The 25,076-nt window shown below is 53.7% G+C and carries 22 protein-coding genes; 8 read left to right on the top strand and 14 right to left on the bottom strand.

The genetic code is table 11. The features are described 5' to 3' along the window. Positions 1-23 precede the first annotated feature (23 nt). From BM235_RS07650 to BM235_RS07610, 9 genes are all read right to left on the bottom strand, one after another. A complete protein-coding gene (locus BM235_RS07650) occupies positions 24-2,594 on the bottom strand; it encodes an alpha-L-rhamnosidase (protein WP_090111281.1) in 2,571 nt (856 codons plus the stop codon). A gap of 41 nt (positions 2,595-2,635) precedes the next feature. Further along, positions 2,636-3,889, bottom strand: coding sequence for an amylo-alpha-1,6-glucosidase (locus BM235_RS07645; RefSeq protein WP_090111279.1), 1,254 nt, complete (start codon positions 3,887-3,889; stop codon positions 2,636-2,638). Between the two features lie 20 nt (positions 3,890-3,909). Continuing rightward, positions 3,910-4,569 carry a histidine phosphatase family protein gene (locus BM235_RS07640; protein WP_090111277.1) on the bottom strand — a complete coding sequence of 220 codons (660 nt, stop codon included), beginning with the start codon at positions 4,567-4,569 and terminating at the stop codon, positions 3,910-3,912. Between the two features lie 85 nt (positions 4,570-4,654). Beyond that, the gene (locus tag BM235_RS07635; RefSeq protein WP_090111274.1) at positions 4,655-6,358 is read right to left on the bottom strand and encodes an extracellular solute-binding protein; all 1,704 of its coding nucleotides are present in this window, start codon (positions 6,356-6,358) and stop codon (positions 4,655-4,657) included. 67 nt (positions 6,359-6,425) lie between these two features. Continuing rightward, positions 6,426-7,313, bottom strand: coding sequence for a carbohydrate ABC transporter permease (locus BM235_RS07630; protein WP_090111272.1), 888 nt, complete (start codon positions 7,311-7,313; stop codon positions 6,426-6,428). Positions 7,314-7,344: 31 nt separating this feature from the next. Beyond that, complete coding sequence (locus BM235_RS07625) at positions 7,345-8,235, bottom strand: ABC transporter permease (protein WP_090111270.1); 891 nt, start codon at positions 8,233-8,235, stop codon at positions 7,345-7,347. A 325-nt stretch (positions 8,236-8,560) separates the two neighbouring features. Further along, the gene (locus tag BM235_RS07620) at positions 8,561-10,309 is read right to left on the bottom strand and encodes a sensor histidine kinase (protein ID WP_090111268.1); all 1,749 of its coding nucleotides are present in this window, start codon (positions 10,307-10,309) and stop codon (positions 8,561-8,563) included. A gap of 35 nt (positions 10,310-10,344) precedes the next feature. Beyond that, a complete protein-coding gene (locus BM235_RS07615; protein WP_090111266.1) occupies positions 10,345-11,955 on the bottom strand; it encodes a response regulator in 1,611 nt (536 codons plus the stop codon). A gap of 102 nt (positions 11,956-12,057) precedes the next feature. Continuing rightward, positions 12,058-13,743, bottom strand: coding sequence for a CehA/McbA family metallohydrolase (locus BM235_RS07610; protein ID WP_090111264.1), 1,686 nt, complete (start codon positions 13,741-13,743; stop codon positions 12,058-12,060). A 252-nt stretch (positions 13,744-13,995) separates the two neighbouring features. On the opposite strand from BM235_RS07610, the gene BM235_RS07605 reads away from it, so the two are divergent. Next, positions 13,996-15,186 carry a MerR family transcriptional regulator gene (locus BM235_RS07605; protein WP_090111261.1) on the top strand — a complete coding sequence of 397 codons (1,191 nt, stop codon included), beginning with the start codon at positions 13,996-13,998 and terminating at the stop codon, positions 15,184-15,186. Then, positions 15,183-16,148: a GDP-mannose pyrophosphatase NudK gene (nudK, locus tag BM235_RS07600; protein WP_090111259.1), complete on the top strand. Its 966-nt coding sequence runs from the start codon at positions 15,183-15,185 to the stop codon at positions 16,146-16,148. The genes BM235_RS07605 and nudK overlap by 4 nt, the downstream gene beginning before the upstream one ends. 99 nt (positions 16,149-16,247) lie before the next feature. On the opposite strand, the gene BM235_RS31610 is transcribed toward nudK, so the two are convergent. The 5 genes from BM235_RS31610 to BM235_RS07575 all read right to left on the bottom strand — a co-directional run bounded on the left by BM235_RS31610 (position 16,248) and on the right by BM235_RS07575 (position 19,415). Then, positions 16,248-16,487 (bottom strand): hypothetical protein, encoded by a 240-nt coding sequence (locus tag BM235_RS31610; protein ID WP_143106648.1) that lies wholly within the window; start codon positions 16,485-16,487, stop codon positions 16,248-16,250. Continuing rightward, complete coding sequence (locus tag BM235_RS07590) at positions 16,441-16,944, bottom strand: GNAT family N-acetyltransferase (protein ID WP_090111256.1); 504 nt, start codon at positions 16,942-16,944, stop codon at positions 16,441-16,443. Before BM235_RS07590 ends, BM235_RS31610 begins: the two co-directional genes overlap by 47 nt. A gap of 18 nt (positions 16,945-16,962) precedes the next feature. Then, positions 16,963-17,958 (bottom strand): hypothetical protein, encoded by a 996-nt coding sequence (locus tag BM235_RS07585; protein WP_090111254.1) that lies wholly within the window; start codon positions 17,956-17,958, stop codon positions 16,963-16,965. 19 nt (positions 17,959-17,977) lie between these two features. Further along, on the bottom strand, positions 17,978-18,742 hold the full coding sequence (locus tag BM235_RS07580; RefSeq protein WP_090111253.1) for an MBL fold metallo-hydrolase: 765 nt from the start codon (positions 18,740-18,742) through the stop codon (positions 17,978-17,980). A gap of 199 nt (positions 18,743-18,941) precedes the next feature. Next, a complete protein-coding gene (locus BM235_RS07575; RefSeq protein WP_090111251.1) occupies positions 18,942-19,415 on the bottom strand; it encodes a hypothetical protein in 474 nt (157 codons plus the stop codon). Between the two features lie 387 nt (positions 19,416-19,802). Between BM235_RS07575 and BM235_RS31985 the strand changes: the two genes are divergently transcribed. The 6 genes from BM235_RS31985 to BM235_RS07545 all read left to right on the top strand — a co-directional run bounded on the left by BM235_RS31985 (position 19,803) and on the right by BM235_RS07545 (position 25,062). Beyond that, entirely contained in the window at positions 19,803-19,979 is a 177-nt protein-coding gene (locus BM235_RS31985) for a hypothetical protein (protein WP_158543690.1), read from the top strand. Positions 19,980-20,355: 376 nt separating this feature from the next. Continuing rightward, a complete protein-coding gene (locus BM235_RS07565) occupies positions 20,356-20,955 on the top strand; it encodes a hypothetical protein (protein WP_143106647.1) in 600 nt (199 codons plus the stop codon). 96 nt (positions 20,956-21,051) lie between these two features. Then, the gene (locus tag BM235_RS07560; RefSeq protein WP_090111245.1) at positions 21,052-21,735 is read left to right on the top strand and encodes a FadR/GntR family transcriptional regulator; all 684 of its coding nucleotides are present in this window, start codon (positions 21,052-21,054) and stop codon (positions 21,733-21,735) included. A 172-nt stretch (positions 21,736-21,907) separates the two neighbouring features. Next, positions 21,908-23,266 carry an ABC transporter substrate-binding protein gene (locus tag BM235_RS07555; protein WP_090111243.1) on the top strand — a complete coding sequence of 453 codons (1,359 nt, stop codon included), beginning with the start codon at positions 21,908-21,910 and terminating at the stop codon, positions 23,264-23,266. Positions 23,267-23,356: 90 nt separating this feature from the next. Then, complete coding sequence (locus BM235_RS07550; RefSeq protein WP_090111241.1) at positions 23,357-24,232, top strand: carbohydrate ABC transporter permease; 876 nt, start codon at positions 23,357-23,359, stop codon at positions 24,230-24,232. Further along, positions 24,232-25,062, top strand: a complete 831-nt coding sequence (locus BM235_RS07545; RefSeq protein WP_090111238.1) for a carbohydrate ABC transporter permease — start codon at positions 24,232-24,234, stop codon at positions 25,060-25,062. The genes BM235_RS07550 and BM235_RS07545 overlap by 1 nt, the downstream gene beginning before the upstream one ends. Positions 25,063-25,076 lie beyond the last annotated feature (14 nt).

The raw sequence follows: 25,076 nt of genomic DNA, 5'->3' as shown, positions 1-25,076 counted from the left end.
GACTTCTCAATGTAGGATGAAGGTCAATCACCTCCTTGCGCGGCCATGATGGACGTAAACCGATGACGGCCCGAGCCGACGGCATAAATCGTATAGCGTTCGCCCCGCTCGTCGGACGGCACATGCACGTTCGCCGTCGCGTTGGCGGGAACCTCGACTTCCAATTCGATCTCCGCGCCCTTCCTTTGCCAGCTCGCCTTCACGAGACCTCTAACCGTCCGGACCTGGCCGCTCGCATGCGTCAGTCCTGGAGGAACGAAGGGCTTGATCGCGATCTCCTCGTAGCCCGGCTTCGCCGGCGATATGCCGGCCAGATGCTTGTAGAACCAGGCGTCGAGCCCCCCGACGAGAAAGGCGTGGTTGTTGGACGACCGGTCGTCCGCAAAGCTTTCGAAGGCCGTCGTGGCCCCGTACTTTTCGATCCAGTAGCCCCAGCCGCCTTGGCGCGTATTCGTCGCGAGCGCGTAGGCGACGTCGTTCCTTCCGTTGTCCGCCAGCGCCGCGAGGATCGCCTCCGCGCCCAGGCATCCGACGGTCATCGTCTGCCTCGACCGGATGTCCGCGACCAGGCTGCTTAGCACGCGCTCCTTGTGCGCCTCCGGCACGACCCCGAAGTGCAGCGCGAGCGCATTGGCGGTCTGCGAATCGTTGTCGTAGGATCCGTTCGGCTTCAAATACGCGGCGTTGACGCCGTCTCTCACCCGGCTCGCCCGTTCCGCGTACGCGGCCGCGTCGGCGCGGTAGCCGAGCACGCCGGCGATCTTCGAGAAAAGCGTCAGGCATCTGTAATAGTACGCCGAAGCCAGATATGGCTTGGATATGTCCTTGGATTGGCCGAACCAGTCTCCGAACAGGACGCTGCCCTGCAGCAGGCCGTCGCGGTCCAGCCGGGATTTGAAGACGTCGAGGCATCGTTTCATCGTCGCATAGTGCTTGGACAGGAACGCTTTGTCTCCGTAGGCCATGTAATATTCCCAGGGAATAAAAACGACGGCGGAAACCCAGGGGATATCGAGGGCGTATTCATGGCCTTCGCTTGGGCAAATGAGGGGAATGATGCCGTTGTCCAACTGACAATCGGCGATATCGTCGAACCACTTCTCGTAAAAAGCGGCCATATCGAAATTCAAAAGGTCCGCCTCGGAATGGCAATGGGCGTCGCCGAGCCAGCCCTGCCGCTCTCTCGTCGGGCAGTCCATCGGGACGGAGACGAGATTGGAGCGGAACGACCATACCGCGCCATGATGAAGCCGATTGAGCAGCTCATTGCCGCACGAAAACGCCGAATCGTTCAACAGATCGTTGTGCACGACCTTGGCGACGATCCGATCCGCTGTCAACGTCCCCGGATAGCCGGCGACTTCGACGTACCTGAAACCGTGACAGGAAAACCTCGGCTGGTACGTCTCCTCCGTCTCGCCTCGCAGCGTATATTCGTCGTAATGCGTCTGCCCCTCCGCCAGCCAGCCCGCCTCGACGCTCCCCGTATCGATCGAACCGTCCGGCCCGAGGCGCTCGGCATAACGGAGCGCGACGCGCGTTCCCGCCGGTCCGCCGACCGCGAGGCTTAAGGTGCCGAACAAATTCTGGCCGAAATCGACGACGAACTTGCCGGCCCCGAAGCCGGCAACGGAAACCGGCTTGATCTCGGCCGTGCACAGGATCGGCTCCAGCTGCGCGGTGAGCAGCAGCGGGCCGCTGTCGGGAATCGTCCCGCCCCACGCGGCGTCGTCGTACCCGGGCAGATCCCATCCGACGGGCTCGAGCCTCGCGTCGTACGTCTCGCCCTTCCCCTCCGAGATGCTGCCCCCGGCATAGCGCAAGGCCGTATAGGGGCCTTTTTTCAGCCGCTTCCACGTATGATCGCCGACGATCGTATCGACCGTGCCGTCGTCATAACGGACGTCGAGCCGGAAAATGACCTTTCTCGTATGCATGATGCCGACGGCATTGACGCCGTCTGCGAGCAGCTCCGTCACGTCATGCGTGCGGTACAGCCCCCGCCTGAAGTGCGTCTGCCCGGGGCTCAGCAGGTCTTCGCCGACTTTGCGCCCGTTGATGCGCACCTCGTAAGCGTTCGCCTTGCTGCCGGTCGCGCCGATATACGCTCTGGCGGACGCGACGCGCGCATCCTGCTTCAATTCGAAGGCGCGCCGCTCGTAATACACGGCCGTCGGGCTGTTGGGATATTCGGCGTTCAACCAGCCGCATCCCCAATCTTCGAATTTGAACAAGCCGGTCTCGAAAAGGGCCGCTTCGCTCCAGTCGAGCTCACGGCCAAGCTCATTCCATACCTTGACCTTCCACCAATAGCGGGTCGTCGGCTTTAATGCCGAGCCGCCGTAGCGAACGGCATTTTGCTCGCTCGATTCGACTTGGCCGCTGTCCCATAAGTCGCCCATGTCGTCTTCGATATAGGAAGGACGCGAAGCGACGATGATCCGGTAAGCCTTTTGCATAAAACCCGGTTCGGTACAAGCCGTCTCCCAGCTTAACTTGGGCTGCGGCTTGTCGATGCCGAGCGGCGCCGTCCGGTATTCGCATCGCAGATTGATAGGGACGCACGATCTCGTAGCTGAATTCGTCTGCTGCATGATTTTAACCCCGCTTCCTGGAATGATGCGCCGCGATCGCCCTACAGGACTTCGAGGAACGCTTCTTCGTCAAGGACGGAACGATAGGCGAAAATGTACATGCCCGCTGACCACGCCTGGTAGGCCATGCCGGACGGCATGCCGCTCCTTCCGTTCAGCCATTCATTGAATTCCCACTCGAATCGTTTGCCGATGCTGTTCGCCTTCGCCAGATTTTCCAGCTCCGCCTTGGCGAAGTCCTTCCGTCCTGCCTTCATGAGAGCCGCGACGTAAAAGCCGCCGATAAACGGCCAGATGCCGCCGTTGTGGTACTGGTACTGCAAATTCAGGTGCGCGTTCCTGTAGTACTCGCGCCAATCCTTGTCGCCCGGCATGATCGGCGGATAGTTGGCCATGATCGGATAGGGCTTGTTCATGCCGGTCTGAACGAAGTGATTGACGATGGCGTCCGCCTTGGCGTCGTCCGCGATGCCGAACAGAATGGCCAGGCTGTTGCCGAGCGCGTCGCAGTGGTAGCCGAAGTCCCGGAAGGCAGCGTAGGGCAGATAGAATTTGCCGAACCAGTACAGCTCGGTGCTCATTCTGATGATTCGCAGCCACTCCTGGCTGTACCCTCGCTCGTTCACGATTTTCGTTTTTTCCTCGACGTCTCCCGGCCAAAGCAGCAGGTTCAGCTTGAATTTCACCTCTTCCGCCCGAAGACGGTAGGCGACGCCGCTTTCCCCGCACAGCTCGAGGATTTTGGCGTATTCGACCAGCGCTTTGTAATAGAGCACATTGTCGTAAAGGACGTTCCCTCTGTTCGCGTACAGGTCGCCCCAATCCGCCGCCTCCTGGACCTCCAGCAGCCCGCAGTTGTTGCTGTCCTGATACTCGAGCCATAGCATCGCTTTTTTGATGGCTTCCAGGTGGCTCTTCAGAAACGGCAGATCTTTGTAGCGCGAGTAATAAACGCTTTGTCCGATGACGTACCAAGGATTGCTGTCGACCGCGCCCTGGTTCGGCTCGATCGCCGGACGGTCGACGTCGACGGACAACGGGATCATGCCCAGCCCGGACTGATATTTCGAGAGCGTTTCGAGCGTTATTTTAAAGGCATCCTGAAATGCCTTGTTTTCGACGAAGGACGCGCCTAAAAACGTGATGATGCTGTCTCTTGCGAACACTTGGTTATAGCCTTCGGATAAAGCGGACGCCTTGGCGCCGATCGCGTGCATGCACCGTTCTACGACCAGAACGGATTGTTGGTAGGCTTCGTCGAGCAGGTTCATAAGATCGATCCCTTTCTTCTCCATGGTATATAGCCGGTTCGGCCTTACTTGCCGACCCGGTGCAGCGCCGGGAGGACCAGCTGCGGGTAAAAGATGCCGTGCCGTTCCGCAAAATCGAGGGTCGCGATCCCCGTATGCTCGAACGCGAAGCTGCTGACCGGAAAGGCCCGGACGCCGAGCAGGAAGCCGAGCAGCACGCCGAGCGAGCCGCCGTGGGCGAACACGACCGCCGAGCGCGACTTGGCGTCCTCATCCGGCACGAAGCCGCCCATCCGGCCGTGCCAGCCGATCCCGCCCAATTCCTTCAGGAAAGGAGGGACGATCCTCGCGCACATGTCGTAATAGCCTTCGCCCATCTCGGTTTTCCACATTTCCTCCGCATAGCCGCCTCCCGCTTCCCGCTGCATGGCCTCGAAGGCCGTGCTCGGCAGCTTTTCCAACTCGCGGTTGGGCATCCATTCGTGCATGAACGGCAGAATTCGGATATCCAGCTCTCTGCCGGCCAGGACGATCTCGGCGGTTTGCAGCGCTCTGCCGTAAGGCGAGGAGAACGCATAATCGTAGACTTCGTCCTTCAAAGCCGCCGCCGTCTCCTCCGCCTGCAGCACGCCGCAGTCGTCCGACAAGCAGCCGGACACCGGCCGTTCGGGGCAGATGAACGGATCCCCCGCCATATGGCCGTGCCTGATCAATGTGAGTCGCATCGCTCTTCTCCTTTGCTCATGAATAAAGGCAATGAATGAAGGTTGTTGTCTCCACCCATTGCCTTCGTGCGCAGAAGCCGGTTGGTTAGTTGCCCGCCAGCTGCTGCTCGTACTGCTTGTGCATCTTGGTCATGTATTCCTCGACCTGAACGGCGCCTGCGGCGTCAAGCTCCTTCACGTACTTGTCGTACTCTGCCGCGGACTCGGCTTCGGTCTTGGCCAGGATGACGGAGTAGGCGTTCTCGTACAGCCGCTTGTCCACGGCTTGCTGCTTCGCGATCGTGTCCGTATCCGCGCCGGCCATCAGGTCCCCGAGCGTGGTCGCGTCGTACCAGTACGGGCCGAGTTCCTTGTCTCGTTGCTGCGCTCTCGTATTGTTCGTGGCGATCGGGTCGTCCTTCAGGATCCAATACGTGCCCCAGCTCGTCTTGCCAAGGTCGGAGCCGACCAGTCTTGCGTAGTGCCCCATGCCCGTTTCCTTCTCGATGTTCACTTGCTTCTCGCCTGCCAGCCAGCGGTCCAGGTAGGACTTGACGAGCGTCGGCTTGCCGTCGACCATATCCCACTGAATGCCTTGCGGACCGTTCATCGCCAGGAAGTTGCCTTCCTCCGTGGTGAGGTAGTTGAGCAGCTTCATGGCCGCTTCCGGATGTTTGGCTTTGTCGGTAATGACCAGCGCGCCGATGCCCTTCTTGCTGACCGAGAATACGGCCGGCTTGTCGCCGCTCGGGAACTTGAACACGAAGTTTTGGAAGTACATTTTTTCGGCGTTCGGGAGTTTCGCGTCGGTGTACGTCTTCAAGACGTCGTACGTTTGGTTCCAGCCGCCGATATGGGCCGCGACTCTCGCCGGGTAGAGCTTGGATTTTTGCCAGGTGGCATAGTCCTGCGTGAAGGCTTCGGGATCGATCAGGCCTTCGCGGTACAGCTTGTTGTAGAATTGCAGTACGTCCTTGCCCCAAGGCGCTTTCGGCCAGAACTTGATCGAATCGTCCTGCCCGACGTACACTTTGGAATCGGCCGGGGAACCTGCCATCGCGATCATGGCGTAGTACGGCGATCCCCAGTTGCGGTTGAAGCCGCTAAGCGGGTACATCGTTTGGCCGTCGGCCGTTTTCGGGTACTTCTCCTTGACTTGCTTCAGGTAGTTGTACACGTCGTCCGACGTCTCGAGCTTCGGCGAGCCGAGCGCTTCGTAGATGTCCGTTCTGACCTGCAGGCTGTAGCCGTATCCGGGAGGCGTCGCGCCTTCGGGCAGGTAGCTGTTGGTCAAGTGATAGATGTTGCCGTCGCTTTGCTTCAGCATATTGAGGGCGGAGCCGTACTTCTTTTTCAAGTCGGGGCCGTATTGGTCGATCAGGTCATTAAGCGGAATGGCGATCTTGTCCGCGATGACGCGGGTCGGATCCGACATCATGATCAAGTCCGGATAATCGCCGCTGGCGAGCATGACGTTCAGCTTGTCCTGACCGACGCCCGAGAAGACGTCCCACTTCAGCTTGATGTTCAGCTTCTCTTCGATCTGCTTGGCGACGGGATTGTTCTCCCAGAACGGGTCCCCCGTCGGAAAATTCGGCGTGCCGCCGCCGGCGTTGACGATCGTCAGCGTGATCGGCTCTTCCTTCGCAGGCGCTGCCGAACTGCTGGCAGGCGGGCTGGAACTGCTCGGACTGCTCGAGCCGGTCGGTTCGCTTGCGTTTTTTCCCCCGTTGTTGGCGCATGCCCCGAGCATCGCGACGCAGATCGCCGCGACTGCCATGGACCTTGCCGACTTCAAATACCTTTTCATGTTCGTTGCCTCTCCCTCTCAACTTGTTTTTATGAATAGTAGGCGATCGGTTGTTCCGATAAGCCTATCATCCTTTCACGGCACCTACGGTAAGTCCGCCTACGAAATACTTTTGCAAGAAGGGATAGATCATGACGATAGGCACGGTCGTGATGGTGATGGTCGCCATCTTGATGACTTCGGGCGTAAGGATCGCGCCGGATTGCTCCAGCCTGGCCGCCTGCGTCGGGTCGGTCGACTGGATTTGCGTTTCCATCAATATTTTGACGAGCACGCCCTGCAGCGTCGAAAGCTCCTGGGAACCCGAGGTGTACATATAAGTATCGAACCAGGTCGTCCACTGGGCGACGCCGACCATCAGCGCGATCGTGGCCAGTACGGGCGTCGACATCGGCAGGATGATGCTGCGCAGCGTCCGGAGTTCGGAAGCCCCGTCGATTCTGGCCGATTCGGCCAGGGACGGCGGCAAATCCTCGAAAAATTGCCTCATGACCATGACGTTCCAGACGCCGACCGCTCCCGGGATGATGTAAACGAGAAAGTGATTGTACAGGTGCAAATCCCGAATCAGCATGAACTCCGGGATCAACCCGCCCGAGAAGTACATCGTGATGATGAAGAAAAACAGGATCCCGCGTCTGAAGATGAGCTCCCGGTTGGAGAGCAAGTAAGCCAGGATCGCCGTGCAGATGACGCCGACTACCGTGCCGAGCAGCGTTCGGGCGATGCTGATATAGGTCGAATGCATCAAGTTGTTCTCGTTAAAAATCGCGCGGTAGGCTTCCAGCGAAAACTTCCGCGGCCAGAAGTAGATGCTGCCTCTCATCGCGTCCCGGCCTTCGTTGAAGGATACGACGAAGATGTTCCAGAACGGAAATGCCGCTAAAAATCCGATCAACAGCAGGATGATGCCGTTGACGGCATAAAACACGCGTTCTCCTGATGTCGCTCTCATCCAGGTTCCCCCATTGCTTTTTAGACAGCGCCTAGAAAATGCCCGTCTTTAGAAATCTTCTGCAAAAGTAATTGCAGATCACGATCAGAATCAGGCCGACCACGCTCTTGAACAGGCCGACGGCCGCCCCGTAGGAGTATGCCGCTTGCTGCAATCCGTACTTCAGTACGTAGGTGTCGAGCACCTCGGAATGCTTCATGTTCATCGGATTTTGAAGGAACAGCTGCTGGTCGAGGCCGGCGTTGAGGATGTACCCGAGGCCGAAGGTGAAGAGCAGGATGATCGTCGGCATGATCGAAGGCAGCGTGATGTAGAAGATCTGCCTGAACTTGCCCGCGCCGTCCATCATGGCGGATTCGTACATCTGCTTGTCGATGGAAGCGATCGCCGCGATATAGATGATCGAATTCCATCCGACGTTTTTCCATACGTTGAGGCTGGTGATCATCGGCCAAAAATGATCCGCGTCCCCCAGAAAGTTGATCGGCTTGTCGATCAGGTTCAAAGAGAGCAATAAGGAATTCAGCGGCGCAAGCTCGTCGATGGAAAAGATCGTCATCGCCATGCCCGCCACGACGACCCACGAAATGAAGTGCGGCAGATAAGAAACGGTTTGGATGACCTTTTTATACGCCGCGTTCCTGACTTCGCAGATCATGATCGCGAACGCGATCGCCGCCACCGTGGAGAACACCAGGCCTAACGAACTGATGACCACCGTATTGCGCAGGACGTAGGAGAAGTCAGGACTGTTAAAAAACGTCTTGAAGTACTTGAGGCCGACCCAATCCCCGCCGAACGGCGTCCGGTAGGAAAATTCCCGGAAGGCGAGCAGCGAACCGTACATCGGCCCGTATTTAAAAATCACCATGAACAAGATAAAGGGTACCAGCAAGAGCAGATGGACTCTTTGTCTTTTCATTTTCCTTAGGACGCTCAACGAATTCCTCCCCTATCCCGGTTGTATCCCGGCTTTTGCGTTCGCTTGCCGGCTTTCATACCTCAATTATGGTGGCGGGCCGCTTGGACTTCAATTTAAGGATTCATCGAATTCTATTGCGATTCATATTCGTTTTTTCAATGCAAAAAGCATAGAAATAAACATAATCTATAGAAATAAAACTCTCTTTTTCGGCAAAATTCCACAATCGAACAAACATTCCACAATCGATCTAACAAGCAAAAAAGCAGACTTCCCGAGCATGGCCTGAATCGCGCCACGATGGGAGTCTGCTGCGGAAGCTGCGCTATTCGATCGTTTTGTGCTGCGCGTCGACGGAAAACTGAAGCTCGACGACCGTACCCGGGTTGCCGGGGTATACATGGATGCTGGCGCTCCTGTAGAACAGCCGAAGACGCATGAAGGTGTTCGTGACGCCGTACCCGACCCTGTTGTCCGGCACTTCCCCGCGATTAAGCCGCTCGATATATTCGATGAAGCTCTCCTTGACACCCATGCCGTCGTCCCGGATCGTGATCGCGAATCGCTCCTCCGTTTTGCGGATATCCACGACGATATGGATGATTTTCCCGTGGATGCGGCCGTGGACGATGCTGTTCTCGACGAACGGCTGAATCGTCATCTTGCTGATCGGCAGCTCTTCGAACGCCGGGTCGACGCGCACGTCCAGGCGGATCTGATCGCTGTGGCACAGGTTCTGCAGCGCGACGTAATACTCGATCAGCTTGATCTCGGACTTGATCGGGATAATGTCCCTGCCCTGGCTCAGCACGATTTTATAAAAGTCGCTTAACAGGTCGATAATCGTGACGATTTTGTTTTCATTTTTGCCGAACGCGATCCATCTGACGGCGGATAGCAGGTTATACAAGAAATGCGGGTTCATCTGCATCTGCAAGTATTTGATTTCGCTCTCTACCTTTTGCCGTTCCGTCTTCGTGATGTCCTCGGTCAACCCTTCGATCCGATGGGCCATGCTGCACAGCGTCTGGTCGAGCGCGGCTACCTCGCGGATGCGGTTCGTGCCCGGCACGATATGCCGCTCGCCCTTTTCGACCGCTTTGATCTTATGCGCCAGCTTCTCGATGCTCTGGGAGAAGCGCTTGGAGAACAGAATCGCCAGCACGACGCCGATTAAGATGAAAAAGCACGTGCATAGCAAAACGTAATTGCCGATGGATCGTTTCTCCTTCTCAAGCTTGTAAGCGTCGTAGAGGATGACCGACGTCAGCGCATTGTTGACGGTGCCGTGATACGTATAATAAAAGTCTTTTCCCTGCTTGATCTTCGCGAAGGTTTGCGCCGTTTGCGCGTTGCTTTCCACGTCGTCCAGCGTTTTTTTATTGATCCACACGTTCGGGTTCGAGCTGAAGATGATGTCCCCTTCGCTCAGCAGATAGATCAAGTACTTCGCGTCGCTGTCCGCTTTATACAGACTGCTGAGTCTGTCTTGATTCAATTCAATGGCCAGCACGCCGCCCGGCCGGTTGATATTGATATACTTCAACAATAAGATCCGCGTCCCCGCGCCGTCCTCGTCGAACGTGACCCAGACGTCTTTGCCGCGGGCATCGATCGCCTTCTTCATAAGGTCCTGCCGGCTAAAGCTCTCGATGCTCTTTACGTTTTTGCCGTCCGTGATGAGGTCCGGATCGATTTTGTACAGGGCGATGCTTTTAATGTCGTTGTTCGTCGTGACATAGTTTTCGAAAAGATTGTTGATGTCGATAAATTGCTGAAAAAGCGCGTAGTCGACGCTGCCCGAGCGTTTGCCCAAAAAAAGGCTGGCGATCGTACTGTCGGAGTATAGGTTTCTGGCGGTCAGCTCGCAGTTTTTCATGATGTTCTCGATGCCGTTCAGCGCCTGCGAGGTGGCATAACGCATGAACTCCTCGTTTTGGCTGTTCAGCGTCCGGTTCAATCTGCCGGAGATGATCGAGCTGATCGTGACGGAGCATACGAGGACGATCACGATATTGATGGCCAGCATGATGTGAAAAAATTTAAAATCCATTTTTCTTAAAGCGAGTTCCATTTTCTCTCATCACCCTCTATGCCTCGTACCGTCAGTTACATATGCTTGTTCCGGTATTCCCCGGGCGTCATTTGAACGTAGTTTTTGAAGACGATGTTAAAGTAGGTGCTGTTCTCGTACCCGACCTTTTCGCCGACCTCGTGGATTTTGTGGCGCGTTTCCTTGAGCAGCTCCTTGGCCTTGCCGATTCGCAGGCGGGTCAGGTATTCCTGAATGCTGATCTCCATCTTCTCCTTGAACAGGATCCGAAGGTAGTTCGGGCTCAGATAGACGCGGTCCGATAGATAGGTGAGCGTGATCGGCTCCCGGTATTCACGATTCAGGATGTCTAATATTTCTTTGATGATGTAGTCGTCTTTATTAAGCCTTTTGCGGCCCATATACGAGGATACGGACACTAGGATTTTGCTCGTGTACACGATCATATCCGGGATCGTCTTGGCATTGATGACGTTTTTGAAAATGTCGATCTCGTTTTCGGCGATTTTTTCGAAGCTTTCGTCCATTCCCGTCATCCGCTTGGACAGATTGGAAAACAGATAAATAAACAAGCTTTGGACGTAATCGATATTTTTGTTCGGTTCGGCGAGCATGCATTGAATGAGGCGGTTGATCTCTTCCTCGTTGCTCTCTCCCTCGCATACCCGGTCGATCATTTGCGAGATGGCCGCCTTCGGATTTTGAGGCTCGGATTCCGGCGAAGCGGCAGTCGCTTCCTTATCGTCCGCGTAATAGACGATTCGCCCATAGCCCAGCTCGACCTTTTTTCTGGCTGCCGTCCGCGATTGCTTGTAGGCCAGGTGCAGCTCGTCCAGATTCGCGAACAAATCGCTAACGCCTATGATGTACTTGTAGCTGTTTTCCTTGGCTAACCGCTCGATTTCATTTTCGATCTCCCGGACGATTTTGGCGCTTTCTTCGTCTCCTTTGACCAGCGTATGAAGGAGCGCGATGACGCCCTTGCCCGATTTCTTTAAAAAGATCGCGTTTTTAAAACGCTCGACGCTTTCGAGACCGTAGAGAATGACATTCAAGATGTTGGCATTTTCAAAAATGTCCGTATCCTCGCCGAAGTCGAACTCGATCAGGGCGAGTCTGTACATGCCGATCATTCTCAGCTTCAAATCGTTCGCCTGCACGTAGATCGACCGGGAATCGTCGGCGCTTCGGCCCGATACGATCAGCTCCTCGAGAAACTTGGACTGCAGGTAACGCAGGTTGTTGTTGAATTGTTCGATCATCTTGTTGTTCTCGACATGGGATAGCTTCTCGTCGACGAGGATCGAGGTCGTCTTCTTGATGAGCGCGGTCAGCTCCTCCTGCTTCAGCGGCTTGATCAGGTAGCTGAACGCCCTGACCTCCATCGCCTCCTGCATCAGGCTGACGTCCTCGTGACCGCTGGAAAAGATGATCTTCACCTGCGGGCAAAATTGAATGATTTGCTTGGCCATCTCGATTCCGCTCATGCCGGGCATCTTGACGTCGCTGATGATAATATCGGGCAGGAGCGCACGCGCTTTTTCCAATCCGTCGAGCCCGTTGAACGCGGTCTCCACCTGCCGGATGCCGAGGATGTCCCAATTCATGTAATTTTGCAAGGCATTCCGCTCAAAATCGTTATCTTCGACGATCAGCAGTTTGATCATAGGCGAATTCCTTTTCGTTGGCGTTCAGTCGTTATGCAACTAATATAGCAAACTAATTTAAAAGGGATATAAAAATCCTTGAAGTTCGGTATACCGAATGCGTTAAAAGCCGATCCGGAGGTCGACCTTGCTCAGAATCTCTTTGATTCGTCCCAATTCGTAGGCGGAGACGGGCACTTCTCCGGGCGCATAGCGGCGGTCTTGATTAAAATAGCCGAAGTACAAGTTTTTGAAGATCGTCTGCAGCTCTTCCAGCTCGAACAGCTTCACGATACGGACGACGCCGTCGACCTCGATATTCACGTCGGCCGCCACGTTAATCCGGCAGTCGATTCGTTCCGAAAACGGCGTTTTTTCCGGTTGATCGCCGATCCAGAACGCGCCCTCCGCCGGCTTTCCGTCCTTGCATACGTGCACGGTCAGATTCGACTTGAAGGCTTCGTTTTCGAACGGGTTGTTCCGGAAGTACACGGGATTCGTCATCGCGACGTTTCCTGCGCCGTCATAGCACTTCGCGAGCACGAAGCCGTCCCTGTCGACGTTCAGCGTTTCGATCCATTCCAAGCGGGCGTCGTTCGCTTCGTATTCCTTCCACACCTCGCCGTTCACGATGAGTTGAACGCGGCTTAGCGGCGCCTGATAGCAGGCGACGGCTTCGACGCGAAGGCGAAACGTCTCGCCTGCCGCGTATGCGAGCACTGAGCCCGGACCTTGATCGTTCGCGAACAATTGGACGATCGGGCCGGTCGTGACGATATTTTTGCCCGCTTTGACCGCCGTACATAAAGCGTCGATGTTGAACGCATCCGCGTACGCATACGTTTTAAACTGAAGATGCTTCTGCGAGAGGGCATCGAACGTCAGATCCATCTCCGCGACGCCCGGCATGAAGTATCCCTGATTCAGCACCTCGTACCATAGCTTCTGGTAGTGAACGTGATCGGCGTCGTAGCCCATAACGACCATCGCGTCGATCGATCGCGCCAGGATGTCGAAGCCTAACGTCGTCGCGATGTTCGTGATGAATTCGCCCTTATGGTCCCACCAGCTCGTCGGATGGGCGGCCACCGCGACCGAGTTGCTCCCTCTTTCCTGGGCCAACGCTTCGTAGGGATACAAAATCTCGTAATTCGGCTCGTCGCCGATTTTGGTGAACAACCAAGGGTCCCATGCGCGGTCGTAATATTTGCTAAAAGGCGGCTTCTGCTCGTAATTCATGAGGAACGTATGCCCGTATCTGCATTTTACGATCTCGTTGCCGATATCCATCATAAAATCTTCGTCGTTCGAGGCTTCGAGGAGATCGCGGAATCTCTCCCGGTACGGCATGTCTCCCACGGAACGCGCCGGTTCGCGATCTTCCAGCAGCGTCTCGGCGTCGTAAGGAGAGCCGGCAAAAAAGAAATGAAAGCCTTCGGCTTTCATGACGGCGGCGGCGCGCCGGGGATCGCTCTTCTTCCTCTCGTTCCTCGCAACGTGGGAATGCGCGTCAAACGCGTATAGCCCGAGATTTCTCGTATCGACGATTTCCTCCAATACGAAGTCTACCTGGACATCCTCGTTCATGACGATCACCGACTCCTGCGCCGGCACGAACAGCTTGCCTTTTTTGCATGCGATCGCATATGCGCCGGCTTCCACTTCGAATTCATGCCGTCCGTCGCTGTATACGGTCTCCGCTCTATCTCGGTCCGCGACCGAATCGTCCTCGCCGGATAACGGATATAAGTCGATTTTACAAGGAATTAGCTTTTTGTTTTTATCGTAGACTTGCACCTTTAGTTTCATGATCTTGATCCTCCGATCTCCGTGGAGCTTAAATCCATTATATAAGTTAGGCATGGGCCAACCATTCAAATATCCATCGAAGCGTATCGCTATCGTTCACTCTTTATCGCGCCTGCATCGATAGAAATGAATATTTTCGATAAATAGCGAAAACGGCATTGGCGCGAAAATAATAGCTTGCAGGTTACGTAACGTCACCCAGTATACTTAGGTTTAAAGAAGGATCAGCACGTTCAGAAAGGAAGAGAGCCTTTGGCCCACGGAGAATATCTAACGACCGGCGAGCTCGCCAAACGTACGGGGATCACCCTAAGAACTTTGAGATATTACGATCAGATCGGCCTCCTGGCGCCGCAAGAACATCTCCCGGGCGACTCGCGCAAGTACACGCTGCGCAATTTGGAGCGTCTGCAGCGGATTCAAACCTTGAAGTACGTGGGACTGCCCCTTGAAGAAATCAAAGATATTTTACATCAGGAATCGTTATCCGAGGCGGGAATGCGCCGTTCCCTGGAAGCCCAGTTGGACATCTTGCAGAAGAAGATCGCGCATGCGGAACACCTTGTGCACGCGATTCGCGAGACGCTGGGATCGCTCGGGAACGAGACCGATTGGGCGCATATCGAAGGACTGATTCGAGCCGTGCAGACCGAAGAAAATTGGGGCGAGCAATATCGGACGGCGACGCGTCTGCAAACGCGCATTCATCTCTACAACAAATTCAGCGCGAATCCGCTTGGGTGGCATCGTTGGTTGTTCGATCGGCTGGAGCCGGCTCCGGATGCCCGCATACTCGAAGTCGGCTGCGGCGACGGAACCTTCTGGCTTCGCAATGCCGACCGAATTCCGGCGGGCTGGCGCGTGACGCTGACCGACCTGTCGAACGGCATGGTTGAAGCCGCCCGCTCCCGGTTAGGCCACGAGCCGTCGCGTTTCGTATTTTTGCCGGCCGACGTCGGGCGACTTCCCTTTCACGAGGAACAGTTCGACCTGGTGCTTGCCAACAACATGCTCTACCATGTCGCCGATCTCCCGCTTGCCGTCGCGGAGATCCACCGCGTCCTTAAGCCGGGGGGCATGCTTTGCGCGTCTACCATGAGCACGCGGCATCTGCAAGAGCTGGAGGATTTGGCCGCATCCTTCGATCCTGATCTGCACGTCCTGGACCAAGCCCTATTCAGGTTTCATTTCGACAACGGGGCGACCTATCTCTCATCCTATTTTACCGATCTTCGCTTGCTTCAATATCCGGATCAGCTGCTGGTTAACGAAGCGGAACCCCTCATTGAATATATGACTTCGACGCCCATGAACGCGAGAGAAAAACTGGTCGGCCCCGCCTTGGACCGCTTTCGCGAATATGTCGAACGCGTGTTGAAGCAGTCCGGGAGCTTGCGTATGACCAAAGAAAACGGAATATTCACGGGGAGGAAACGTCCATGAACGCAACGAAGCCGCATCCGCAGGTGCGGATCGTCAAGGAAGAGCTATTGTCGGACAACTGGTATGTATTGAAAAAGGTCACGTTCGAGTACGAGAAGGGCAACGGACAATGGGAGACCCAATCCCGCGAAGTATACGACCGCGGCAATGGCGCGACGATACTGCTCTATAACCGAAAAAAACAGAAGGTCGTGCTAACGCGGCAATTCCGCATGCCCACCTACAAGAACGGGAACCGATCGGGCATGTTAATCGAAGCCTGCGCCGGGCTGCTCGACAAGGAAACGCCGGAAAAAAGCATCCTGCGGGAGACGGAAGAAGAAACCGGATACCGCATTAAAGGCGTGCAGAAGATCGGCGAGGCGTATATGTCGCCCGGCTCCGTGACGGAAATCTTGCACTTCTTCGTCGCGGAGTACGATGAAGACATGGCGATCGGCGCGGGCGGCGGACTTGACGAGGAACAGGAAAACATCGAAGTGATGGAGCTCCCTTACCGTCAAGCCTTGCAGATGGTCGAGAGCGGAGAGATCCGCGACGGCAAGACGATCATGCTGCTTCAATACGCCCGGATCCATGGTCTTCTGCAGGCAACAGAGGCTAGACCGCTGCAGGTTCTGATTGCAGGCCCCTACCGCTCGGGAACGAACGACGACCCCGCGAAAATACAAAACAACATGAAGCGCATGAACGAGATCGCTTTACAAGTCTATCAAGCGGGACATTTGCCGGTGCTGGGAGAGTGGTATGCCTTGCCTCTGATCGCAACGGCGGGCTCCAACGCGCTCGGCGACGAGATTTTCACGCGCATCTTCCATCCCTCTTCGATCCGCTTGCTGGACCACTGCGATGCCGTACTCCGAATCGGCGGCGCTTCTGCGGGGGCCGATGAAATGGTTCGTATCGCAAAAGAGAAGGGGATGCTCGTTTATGAACGTCTAGAGGAGCTTCCGCTTTTATAATCCGGTGCGCAAAAATACACGCAGCCCCTTGCGAGCAAACAACGTCGGAAGGGGCTTTTGCTTGCGCCTTAAGCCTTCATTCTGTTGAAAGGTACATTCTTATCCACCGATTTTAATAGCTTTTATTCCGGCTTCATCATAAACATAAACATCTTTGTTATACCATTCGCCATCGAACGCATCTTTGAATTCCCTTTTTACTTTTCTGCAATGAATTTCATGCACGTTAGCATTAACCATGCTGCTTTCAAGTTCAAAATTATCAGAAGTAGTTATAATTACAGCGTCATCGTCAAAACGACTTAAAATCGCTCTCATTTTCTTTACCGTAAGGACCATAACGACACCCCCTTTCATTTAATGCTAAATGCAATAAAGGAAAAGGTCGTCCTGAACTGTCTAATTCCGATCTTCCAATCTGAACAAAACCCAGTTGTTTGTAAAATGCGTATGCATTTTCGTTTTGCTCGTTTACATCAACTTCAAGGCGACAGCCTTTGATGGATTGAGCATGATTTATGAGCCTGCTGCCGACACCCGTCCTATGATATTTGGGATCTACGAACAACATCTCTATCTTTGTTCCATCAAGCCCGATGAATCCGGATGGTTCATTGTTATCACTTAACTCCAACCAAATCTCAACTTGATTCAATGCTCCGTTTCGAAGCATCCGATGATAAAACGTAATATCCTCGTCCGTTAAAAACGTATGCGTAAGTTTTACGGCTCGGTACCAAATATCTAGCACTTCTAATTGATAGTTATCGTGATACGGGACAACTTGCTTTATCATCGTTCAGCATTCCCCCGTCTACTTCCCAAGATTGAAATTCGTTACTTGCAGCGAATTCGTGCCCTGGTAAGCTTTAAAGTTCCAATACCTCACAACGTTGTTTTTTACGGTTATGCCCGCAAAATATCCGTCGGACGCGGCAGGAACCTTAAATGAAGTTTTTGAAAGCACTTTGAAATTTTCGTCTATGGCTTGAATGGAAAAAAGATCGCCGGATTCGCAAGCGTAAAATCTTCCGCTATCATAGAATGAAATCCCCCGATAAACCCAATCGTACCCGCGCGCATCGTACAGCATGTCTTTCTTATTGATATTAAAGACGGTTGTAACGGCTCCGCCCCTGAAAATAAGACGGTCTCGTTTCGAGGTCAAGATCATCTCCGAGGCGATGTTGCGCTTTATCTTATTTTTCGGATCGTCTATTTTTAAAGGCTTCGAAAGCTCGCCCTCGAAAACAATCTCGTACTTCCCCTTTTCAGTTTCATAGATTACGCCTGAACGGTCATTCGTTTCGATCGGGAAAAACTTCCTCGCCGTTGAATAGGAATCTGCAGGTTTATCCCAGATATGCAGCGTTTTCTGGCTAGTGACTAGACCATCTTCCAAATTAATCGTTGCTACTTGAAGGCTCTTTTTATCTCCGAAAAAAATAGAGTTGTTCACGAAAACGATGGATTTCGATGAACCATCGCCGGTTTTATTAAAGGTAAGCACTTCTTTACCGCGAAAAAGCCACTTATCCTTTTTCGCCACGCTCATATAAATGTGCTGACCGTCGGGCGAGTATATAGGCGACCAGGTAACGATGGTATAGTCGCCTTTTTCCTGTACTTTTAAGTTACTGTTATACTCTTCGAACGTCCGCTCAGGATCAAAAGGCGCCGCACCGAACTGACGACTGGTTGATGATGACTTAACAGCCGCGGATTGAGCTGCATGTACGGGGAAGCTTACTGCATAGGAAATGAAGAAACAGATCAATAGCAATATCATGGTTCTTTGACGGGTCAACATGAGTCTCTTCTCCTTCAGGTCACTCTGTTTCTTTATGGGTTCGTCCCATAGTAGAATTGCGATTTACCAAATCCCGCAAAGCATCCTGTACGTTCCCTTGGAAGCATCCGCCATGATAACAGATCAGCGTATCGATCTCATAAGACATCAGCCGTCGCACCGATGCTACCGCTTCTTCCAAGTCTAAGGTATATTGCGGATTGGCAATATGAAGCTCTCCTTCTTCGATGACTACGGCATCGCCCGCGATCGCCGTCTTGCTTGCACGCAAATAGAGCGAGATATGCCCCGACATATGCCCGGGCGTATGAATGACCTCGAGGCCGCCGCACCACGGCAGCATATCGCCATGACGAACTTGACGATCGACTGCCGCCTTCTCAACGGATGCGAGCAACGCAATGAATTGTTCTGCGGCGGGCACCGCCTCCGGAGGCAATGCATGAAGCGTCGACTCCGCTTGCTCTTGTCGCTGAGATTTCTGCGTCCCCTCGAGATACGGGACTTCAATCTCATGCGCGATAAGGACGGCGTCAGGTAACAACCGCTTTAAAGCGCCGAGCGCCCCGATGTGATCGATGTCATGATGCGTGGCTATCATTTTCGTAATGCGTTCCAACGTGAATCCTGCGAGCGCCATCGCTTGTTCGAGCTGGGGAATGGAATCCGGATACCCGCAATCGACAAGGATACATTCATCGCCGTCGTGCAGCAGTACAGGCGTAATGACTTGACTCGCGCCGTAAGTCGTCACTTCGATTGTCAATGGGTGACAGCCGTGCATGATTTCCCTCCTCAAGATTTTCTAATGTCCCTGGATAGGACCAACGAGACGATGCTCCGATATATTAATGATAGATAGCGCGAAAACAATCATACGCACCGCCAAGCGCAGCGAACTCCTTCCGTTAAAATAACCGCTGGCGAGTGTCGACCTCGCCAGCGGCTGCCTGTCATTGACGCAGTTCATTCTTTTACGGGTCTTAGCGGTCCAACGAACGCCCCTTCACGAGCAAGTAATTCACGTCTTCCCCGATCGCCCCGTTCTGAATGCTCTCCGTGACGATCCCGTCCTTTTTGACGGCCGGCCGTTCCCGCTTCGGGTTCAAGAACTGAACGCCCGCATCGGTGATCAGGTAGGCTGCCACGTCTGCCTCTCCCTTTGGCACATCGGCGCCCGTGATGTTCTTGGCTTTGACGGTGAAGCTCTCCTTCTTATCGTCGTACGTATAGGAGACGGGCGCAAAGGCTTTGTTGCTTGCGATCTTGCCCGGCGGCGCGATCATCGCGCCTGTCTCGGCGTCTTCGAGCGTGTATTTGATCATATCCATCTTCATCAGGTTGTCGCCCGTCATCGAATAGATGTTGGTCTGCGGATCGATGTTGCTCTTGATGCCCGAATGTTTGGACAGCACGCTGACCGGGATAAAAATCGAATTGTTGTCCAATACCGGCACCGTATCCAACCTCCCATGGTGAACTTCGCTCTCTACGACGCTAAGTTCTATTAAAAAATTCCATATTTTAAATATTTTATTTTTCTATATAATAGATCAAAAACGTCTTACGACTTCGGTTCTTTAGCATCTTAATCGTACTGAGCCAAGCAGAATAAGGTCAACGGACTATAAGTATCATTTGAGATATGGTTAAATTTTCATCCCATTAAATTTGCGAGGCTGATGAATTTAAGGCATTTTATTTCTATATTTCTGGTAATTTCCACAATCGTCGGGACCGTGTTTGGTTGGTCGATTTTCGTGGCTTTTATGAAAGAGGCGGATATTCCTGTCATCAGCGAAGCGGAGTAGCGGCAGCTCGAAGAAGGAATGAGCCTCGAGCAAATGACTCAGGTGGTCGGCAAGAGGCCGGAGCTGCTCACCCAGCGCGACATTCACGATACGCCGTATCAGGTATTTTTGTATAAGGAACGGTTTCGCCTTTTTAAAGAGGAGGCGAGAGTCCAGCTCCACTTTGTCTCGGGACGTCTGGTCCTGGTTCATCTGAACGGCGGTTTCTAAACGATTGCGTTCGGTCTAAGCTCCAAATTAATTTTAAGTTCGGATACCGCGGCCCGGCTCTCGCTGCTGCCGGCTAAGGATCGTATTTTAAGTTCTCTATTAAATCGATCGAAGCGATAGAAAAGCATCTTGAACATTTCTTGCTAAGTTAGCCATTCTCCGGAGGGGACCCTATGAAGCCATTGTCGGTAAAATCATCCCGATCCTGATCTGCTTTATCCTTACGGCAAGCGAATGCGGACACCTAGGAAGTACCGGCAAGGACGGCGTAAAAGCGAGCGATCTCATCATTCCCTTGAATATTGCCGAAGCATTGAGGTATCCGAAGGCGGATGTGCTTAAGTATTTCCAAGAAAGACGCGAGAATTTAGAGAACTTGGGCAACTACATGCTCGAGAATGAAAGTGTATTCCGGACCCGCCCCGTCATCCTTCATCAAGACCACGCCGTCGACAAAATCCAAGACCCCGTTATTCAGTCATTCGCTCATCGGCTATTCCAAGAAAGCGTAATCAAGCAGATCTCTTCCTCAAACGATGACCCGACGAAGACGGTCGACATTTTGATAGACGATGAACCCGGCTTATTTCGACAAGGCATCGCCTATTTCAGCTCGCCGGAATTGCTCGAAAATGATCCTTCGAAATTCAGTTACGTCAAGGATTACACGGATCTGGGCGGCAACTGGTACTATTTTGTCTACCACTATGACGAAGTTAAAGAGGAAGACCGGTATCGGGAAATAGCCTGGGGCCTTCTGTCCGACGAAGAAAGAAAAACGTTGACGACGCCAAGAGAGAAAGCCATCGTCGTATTGGAGGCTGGAGAAAACGTGACTCATTGGATTGAAAACAAGACGCTCGAAGTCGTTATATCCGTTCAATTTAGCACCGACAGGGATGGCCTGCTGGGACCCATTACGATGTATTTCGATCCGATGACCAAGGAATTGGTTGGGGGCGCCTTGCGATTCTAGCTACGTCCTTGTCAGCCCCTATTTTCCATTGACATTAATGGGCATTTTAACTATGATTGACCTGTCTGATAGGTGAACGGGAAGAAGGAAAGGTTCATGAAGAAGATACAGAAAATCCATTTATACGAGCAGGTATCCGAGGAGCTTCAGAACTATATTCAGGAGAAAGAACTGAAGGAAGGCGACAAGCTTCCATCCGTTGAAAGATTGACGGAAATGTTCGGCGTAGGCCGCTCTTCGCTTCGCGAAGCGCTGCGTTACCTGGAAGCGAACGAAGTCGTCCGGATCGAAAACGGCAAAGGCGTTTTTGTGAGAGACATGGATTCTTTCCGCTTTTCAGGCAAGGTGAAGATCGAGGTGGAACGCAGCTCGCTCCTCGCGACGCTCGACGTCCGCCGCGCGCTCGAAGGCAAGGCGATCGAATTGGCCGCGCAACGCATCACCCCGAAGCAAATTAAAGAAATTCAGTCGTGCCTCAATGAATACCGCAGATTAAAGGAAAACGGCCAAAGCACGTCCAGGATCGACTTTACCTTTCATCAACTTGTCAACAAGGCGGCCGCTAATCCCATTTTAGAAAGCGTTTTAGAATCCTTTTCCGTCCTTTACAATAAATTTTTTGACAAGCCGCTCGGGAACGCCGGTTTATTCGACGCGACTTACCCCTTTCATTTCACGATGTTCGAAGCGATCGCGGCGCACGATGTACCGACGGCGCTGTCCGAATTCGATAAGCTAATGAATTCCCTGGAAGAAATCATTAAATCCTACGAGATTTGAGCATGTAAAATAAAGAGAATACTTGTACTAGTCATCTTGTTGTAAGAAATATTAACATCCAGGTAACAAAACGGTTGACAAAAAATAGGTCCAGACAGTACGATTGTACCTATCATACAGGTTGATAGTTAGACAGTCTGCCGGTATGATATCCATAGAGGAGGGGAATCGAATGTTCACACAAAGTGGAATGAAAACGATTTCAAAATTGGCGGTATCTTCTGTAGCGATGGCCCTGGTCCTGTCCGCATGCGGCGGCAATGACAACAACAATTCGTCGGGCGCTTCGGCCGGCGCCTCTGCGGGCAGTTCTGCCGGCGGAGAGAAAGTTAAACTCCGCATGATCGAAAGCTTGACTTCCGACACCCGGACAGCCGAGCTTCAAAAGATGATCGACGCTTTCGAGAAAGCCAATTCCAATATCGATGTTGAATTGATCTCGCCTCCTTTCGACCAAGCCGACAACAAGATCCGTACGATGCTCTCCGCCAAAGAAGATATCGACATCGTCGAAGCCCGTGACCTCAACGTAGCGGAATTCGTCAACAACGGATACCTGGAACCTCTTAACGAATACACGAAAAACTGGAGCGAATTCTCCACGGTAACGAAAACGGCCCTTGACGTCGGCAGCATCGGCGACAAGCTGTACTTCATCTCCAACGGCCTCTATCAGCGTCAAATGTTCTACCGCGCCGATTGGCTGAAAGATGCGGGAATCGCCGTGCCGAAGACCTACCAGGAGCTGGTCGATGCCTCGATCAAGCTGACCGACAAGTCCAAGAACCGCTACGGCTTCTCGTTCCGCGGCGGCCCTGGGGCGAACTCCGTGCCGGACACGATGGTTCTGGCCTACAACGGCGCTAACGTCAACACGAGCGACGCGATGTTCCTGAACGACGGCAAGTCGATCTATTCTTCCCCCGAAGCGAAGCAAGCGCTCGACCTGTACCTTAAGCTCTTTAAGGAAGGCTCGCCTGCAGACTCCGTCGGCTGGGGCTTCTCCGAGCAAGTACAAGCGTTCACTTCCGGCGTAACGGCCTTCCTGCTTCAGGATCCCGACGTCATCAACACGCTGAAGGACGGCATGGAAGAAGGAACCTGGGCGACCGCGCCGATGCCGACCGGCCCGAGCGGCGTCGCGCTGATCAGCGCCGGCGGCGCAGGGTGGGGCATTACGTCCTTCTCGACCAAGAAGGAAGCGGCTTGGAAGCTGATCGAATTCCTGAGCTCCAACGAGCAGAACGTCGAATGGTCCAAGAGCTACGGCACGATTCCGATCCACAGCACGGCGACCGAAGACGCATACTTCAATGACGGTCCTTACAAGACGCTGCTGGATATGACGGCCGATCCCAAGACGTTCGTCAACTACAAGCCTCCGTTCAACTACCCGGCGAACAGCAAGTTCGGCACGGTGTCCATGGAGACCGGTCAACAAATGCTGCTCGGCAAGGCGTCTGTAGAAGAAACGCTGGCCAAATGGGACAAGTTCTGGATCGATGCCAAAGCGGAGCTTGACGCGAAATAAGCTGCAGAGCGACTGTTAACCACAAAGGGAATATGGCGGGCGGCCTGCGCCGCAAGCCATATTCCCTGCAACATAAGGCGGTGACTCCGGATGAAACAGCGTACATTTATTTGGCTCAGCCTATTTCCCGCATTTCTGCTGCTCGCCGTCTTCACGTTCTATCCGTTCCTGCGCGGCGTGATCATGGCCTTTCAGAATTACGAATTGTTCAACCTCAACAACGTGGATTTCATCGGACTCCAGAATTTCGAGACGGCCTTCCGCGACAGCAAGTTTCTTACCGCGTTACAGAACAGCGTATATTGGGTCTTCTTCTCGCTCGTATTCCAGTTCTTTATCGGGCTTGCGCTTGCGCTTATGCTCAAAAAGCAATTCCGCGGACGCGGCGTTTATCAAGGCTTCGTGTTCTATTCCTGGGCGCTGTCCGGGTTCCTGATCGGCCTGATCTGGAAATGGCTGTTCAATTCCCAATACGGCGTGATCAACGACCTGCTGCTTAAAATCGGCATCATTCACGAACGGATCGGCTTCTTATCGGACCCGCATTGGGCCATGTTCTCGGTTATCGTCGCGAACGTATGGTACGGCATTGCCTTCTTCGCCATTATGCTGCTGGCCGCTCTCCAATCCGTTCCGGGCGAATTGTACGAAGCCGCGGATATCGACGGCGCCAACGCGTTCCGCCAGTTTTTCAACGTGACCCTTCCCTACATTATGCCGACGATCATCGCCACGACGCTGCTGCGCGTCATCTGGATCTTCAACGACCCGACGCTCATCTACGGCATGACCAACGGCGGTCCGGCCGGAAGCACGCACGTGCTTTCCTCCCTGCTCATGGAGAAGCTCCTCGCCGGCAATTACGGCATGGCCTCCGCGATCGGCGTCATCATGCTCGCGATCCTGATGCTGTACACGATTTTCTATCTGTTCGTGACGAAGTCCGAGAAAGTGGGTGACTTCTGATGGCCGCCAAAGCGACTCTCAAGGGATTAAAGATCGTTTACCTAGCGCTGCACCTGGCCGTGGTCGTATTCCCGCTGTATTGGATCGTCATCACGTCCTTCAAGCCCAAGGGCGAAATCTTTAAGCTGCCTATCACATATTGGCCGACGCATTTTTCTCTCAGCAACTTCGACCGCATTTTTACGGTTTCCAAGTTCCATATCTACATCATGAACAGCTTGATCGTGTCGATCGTGTCCGCCGTCGCCGTCATTATCATCTCGATTTTGTGCGCGTACGTCATGGCGCGATTCTCGTTTCGGGGCCACAAGCAGATCATGCTCGCGTTTTTCCTTACGCAGATGCTGCCCGGCTTCGTGTCGCTGGCGCCGCTGTACCTGATGATGTCCGACATGGGGCTGACGAACACGCGCATGTCGCTTATCCTGCTGTACACGACGGGCTCCATCGCCTTCTCGACCATTATGCTCAGAGGCTTCTTCCAGCGAATACCGGCCAGTCTCGAGGAAGCGGCCATGATCGACGGCTGCTCGCGGATTACGTCGCTGTTCCGCATCATTATCCCGGTCATGCTGCCGGGGATTGCTTCCACGTTTATATTCGCCTTCGTTCAGAACTGGAACGAATTGTTCCAAGCCGTCATGTTTATCGATACGAATTCGCTGAAGACGCTGCCTGTCGGGATGAATTCATTCGTACTCAAGTTCGATATCGATTGGGGATCCATGTCGGCCGGAACCGTCATCTCTGTCATCCCTACGATCATCATGTTCGCCTTCGCCCAGCGTTATATCGTCGAGGGCTTGACGCAAGGGGCAGAGAAGGGCTGAGCCAGTTTCTTGCG

Origin of the sequence: Cohnella sp. OV330 (assembly GCF_900112065.1) — a bacterium.
Taxonomy (GTDB): Bacteria; Bacillota; Bacilli; order Paenibacillales; family Paenibacillaceae; genus Cohnella.
Note: the sequence above shows the minus strand (reverse complement) of the source record. Positions and strands in the feature narration are given on the sequence as shown.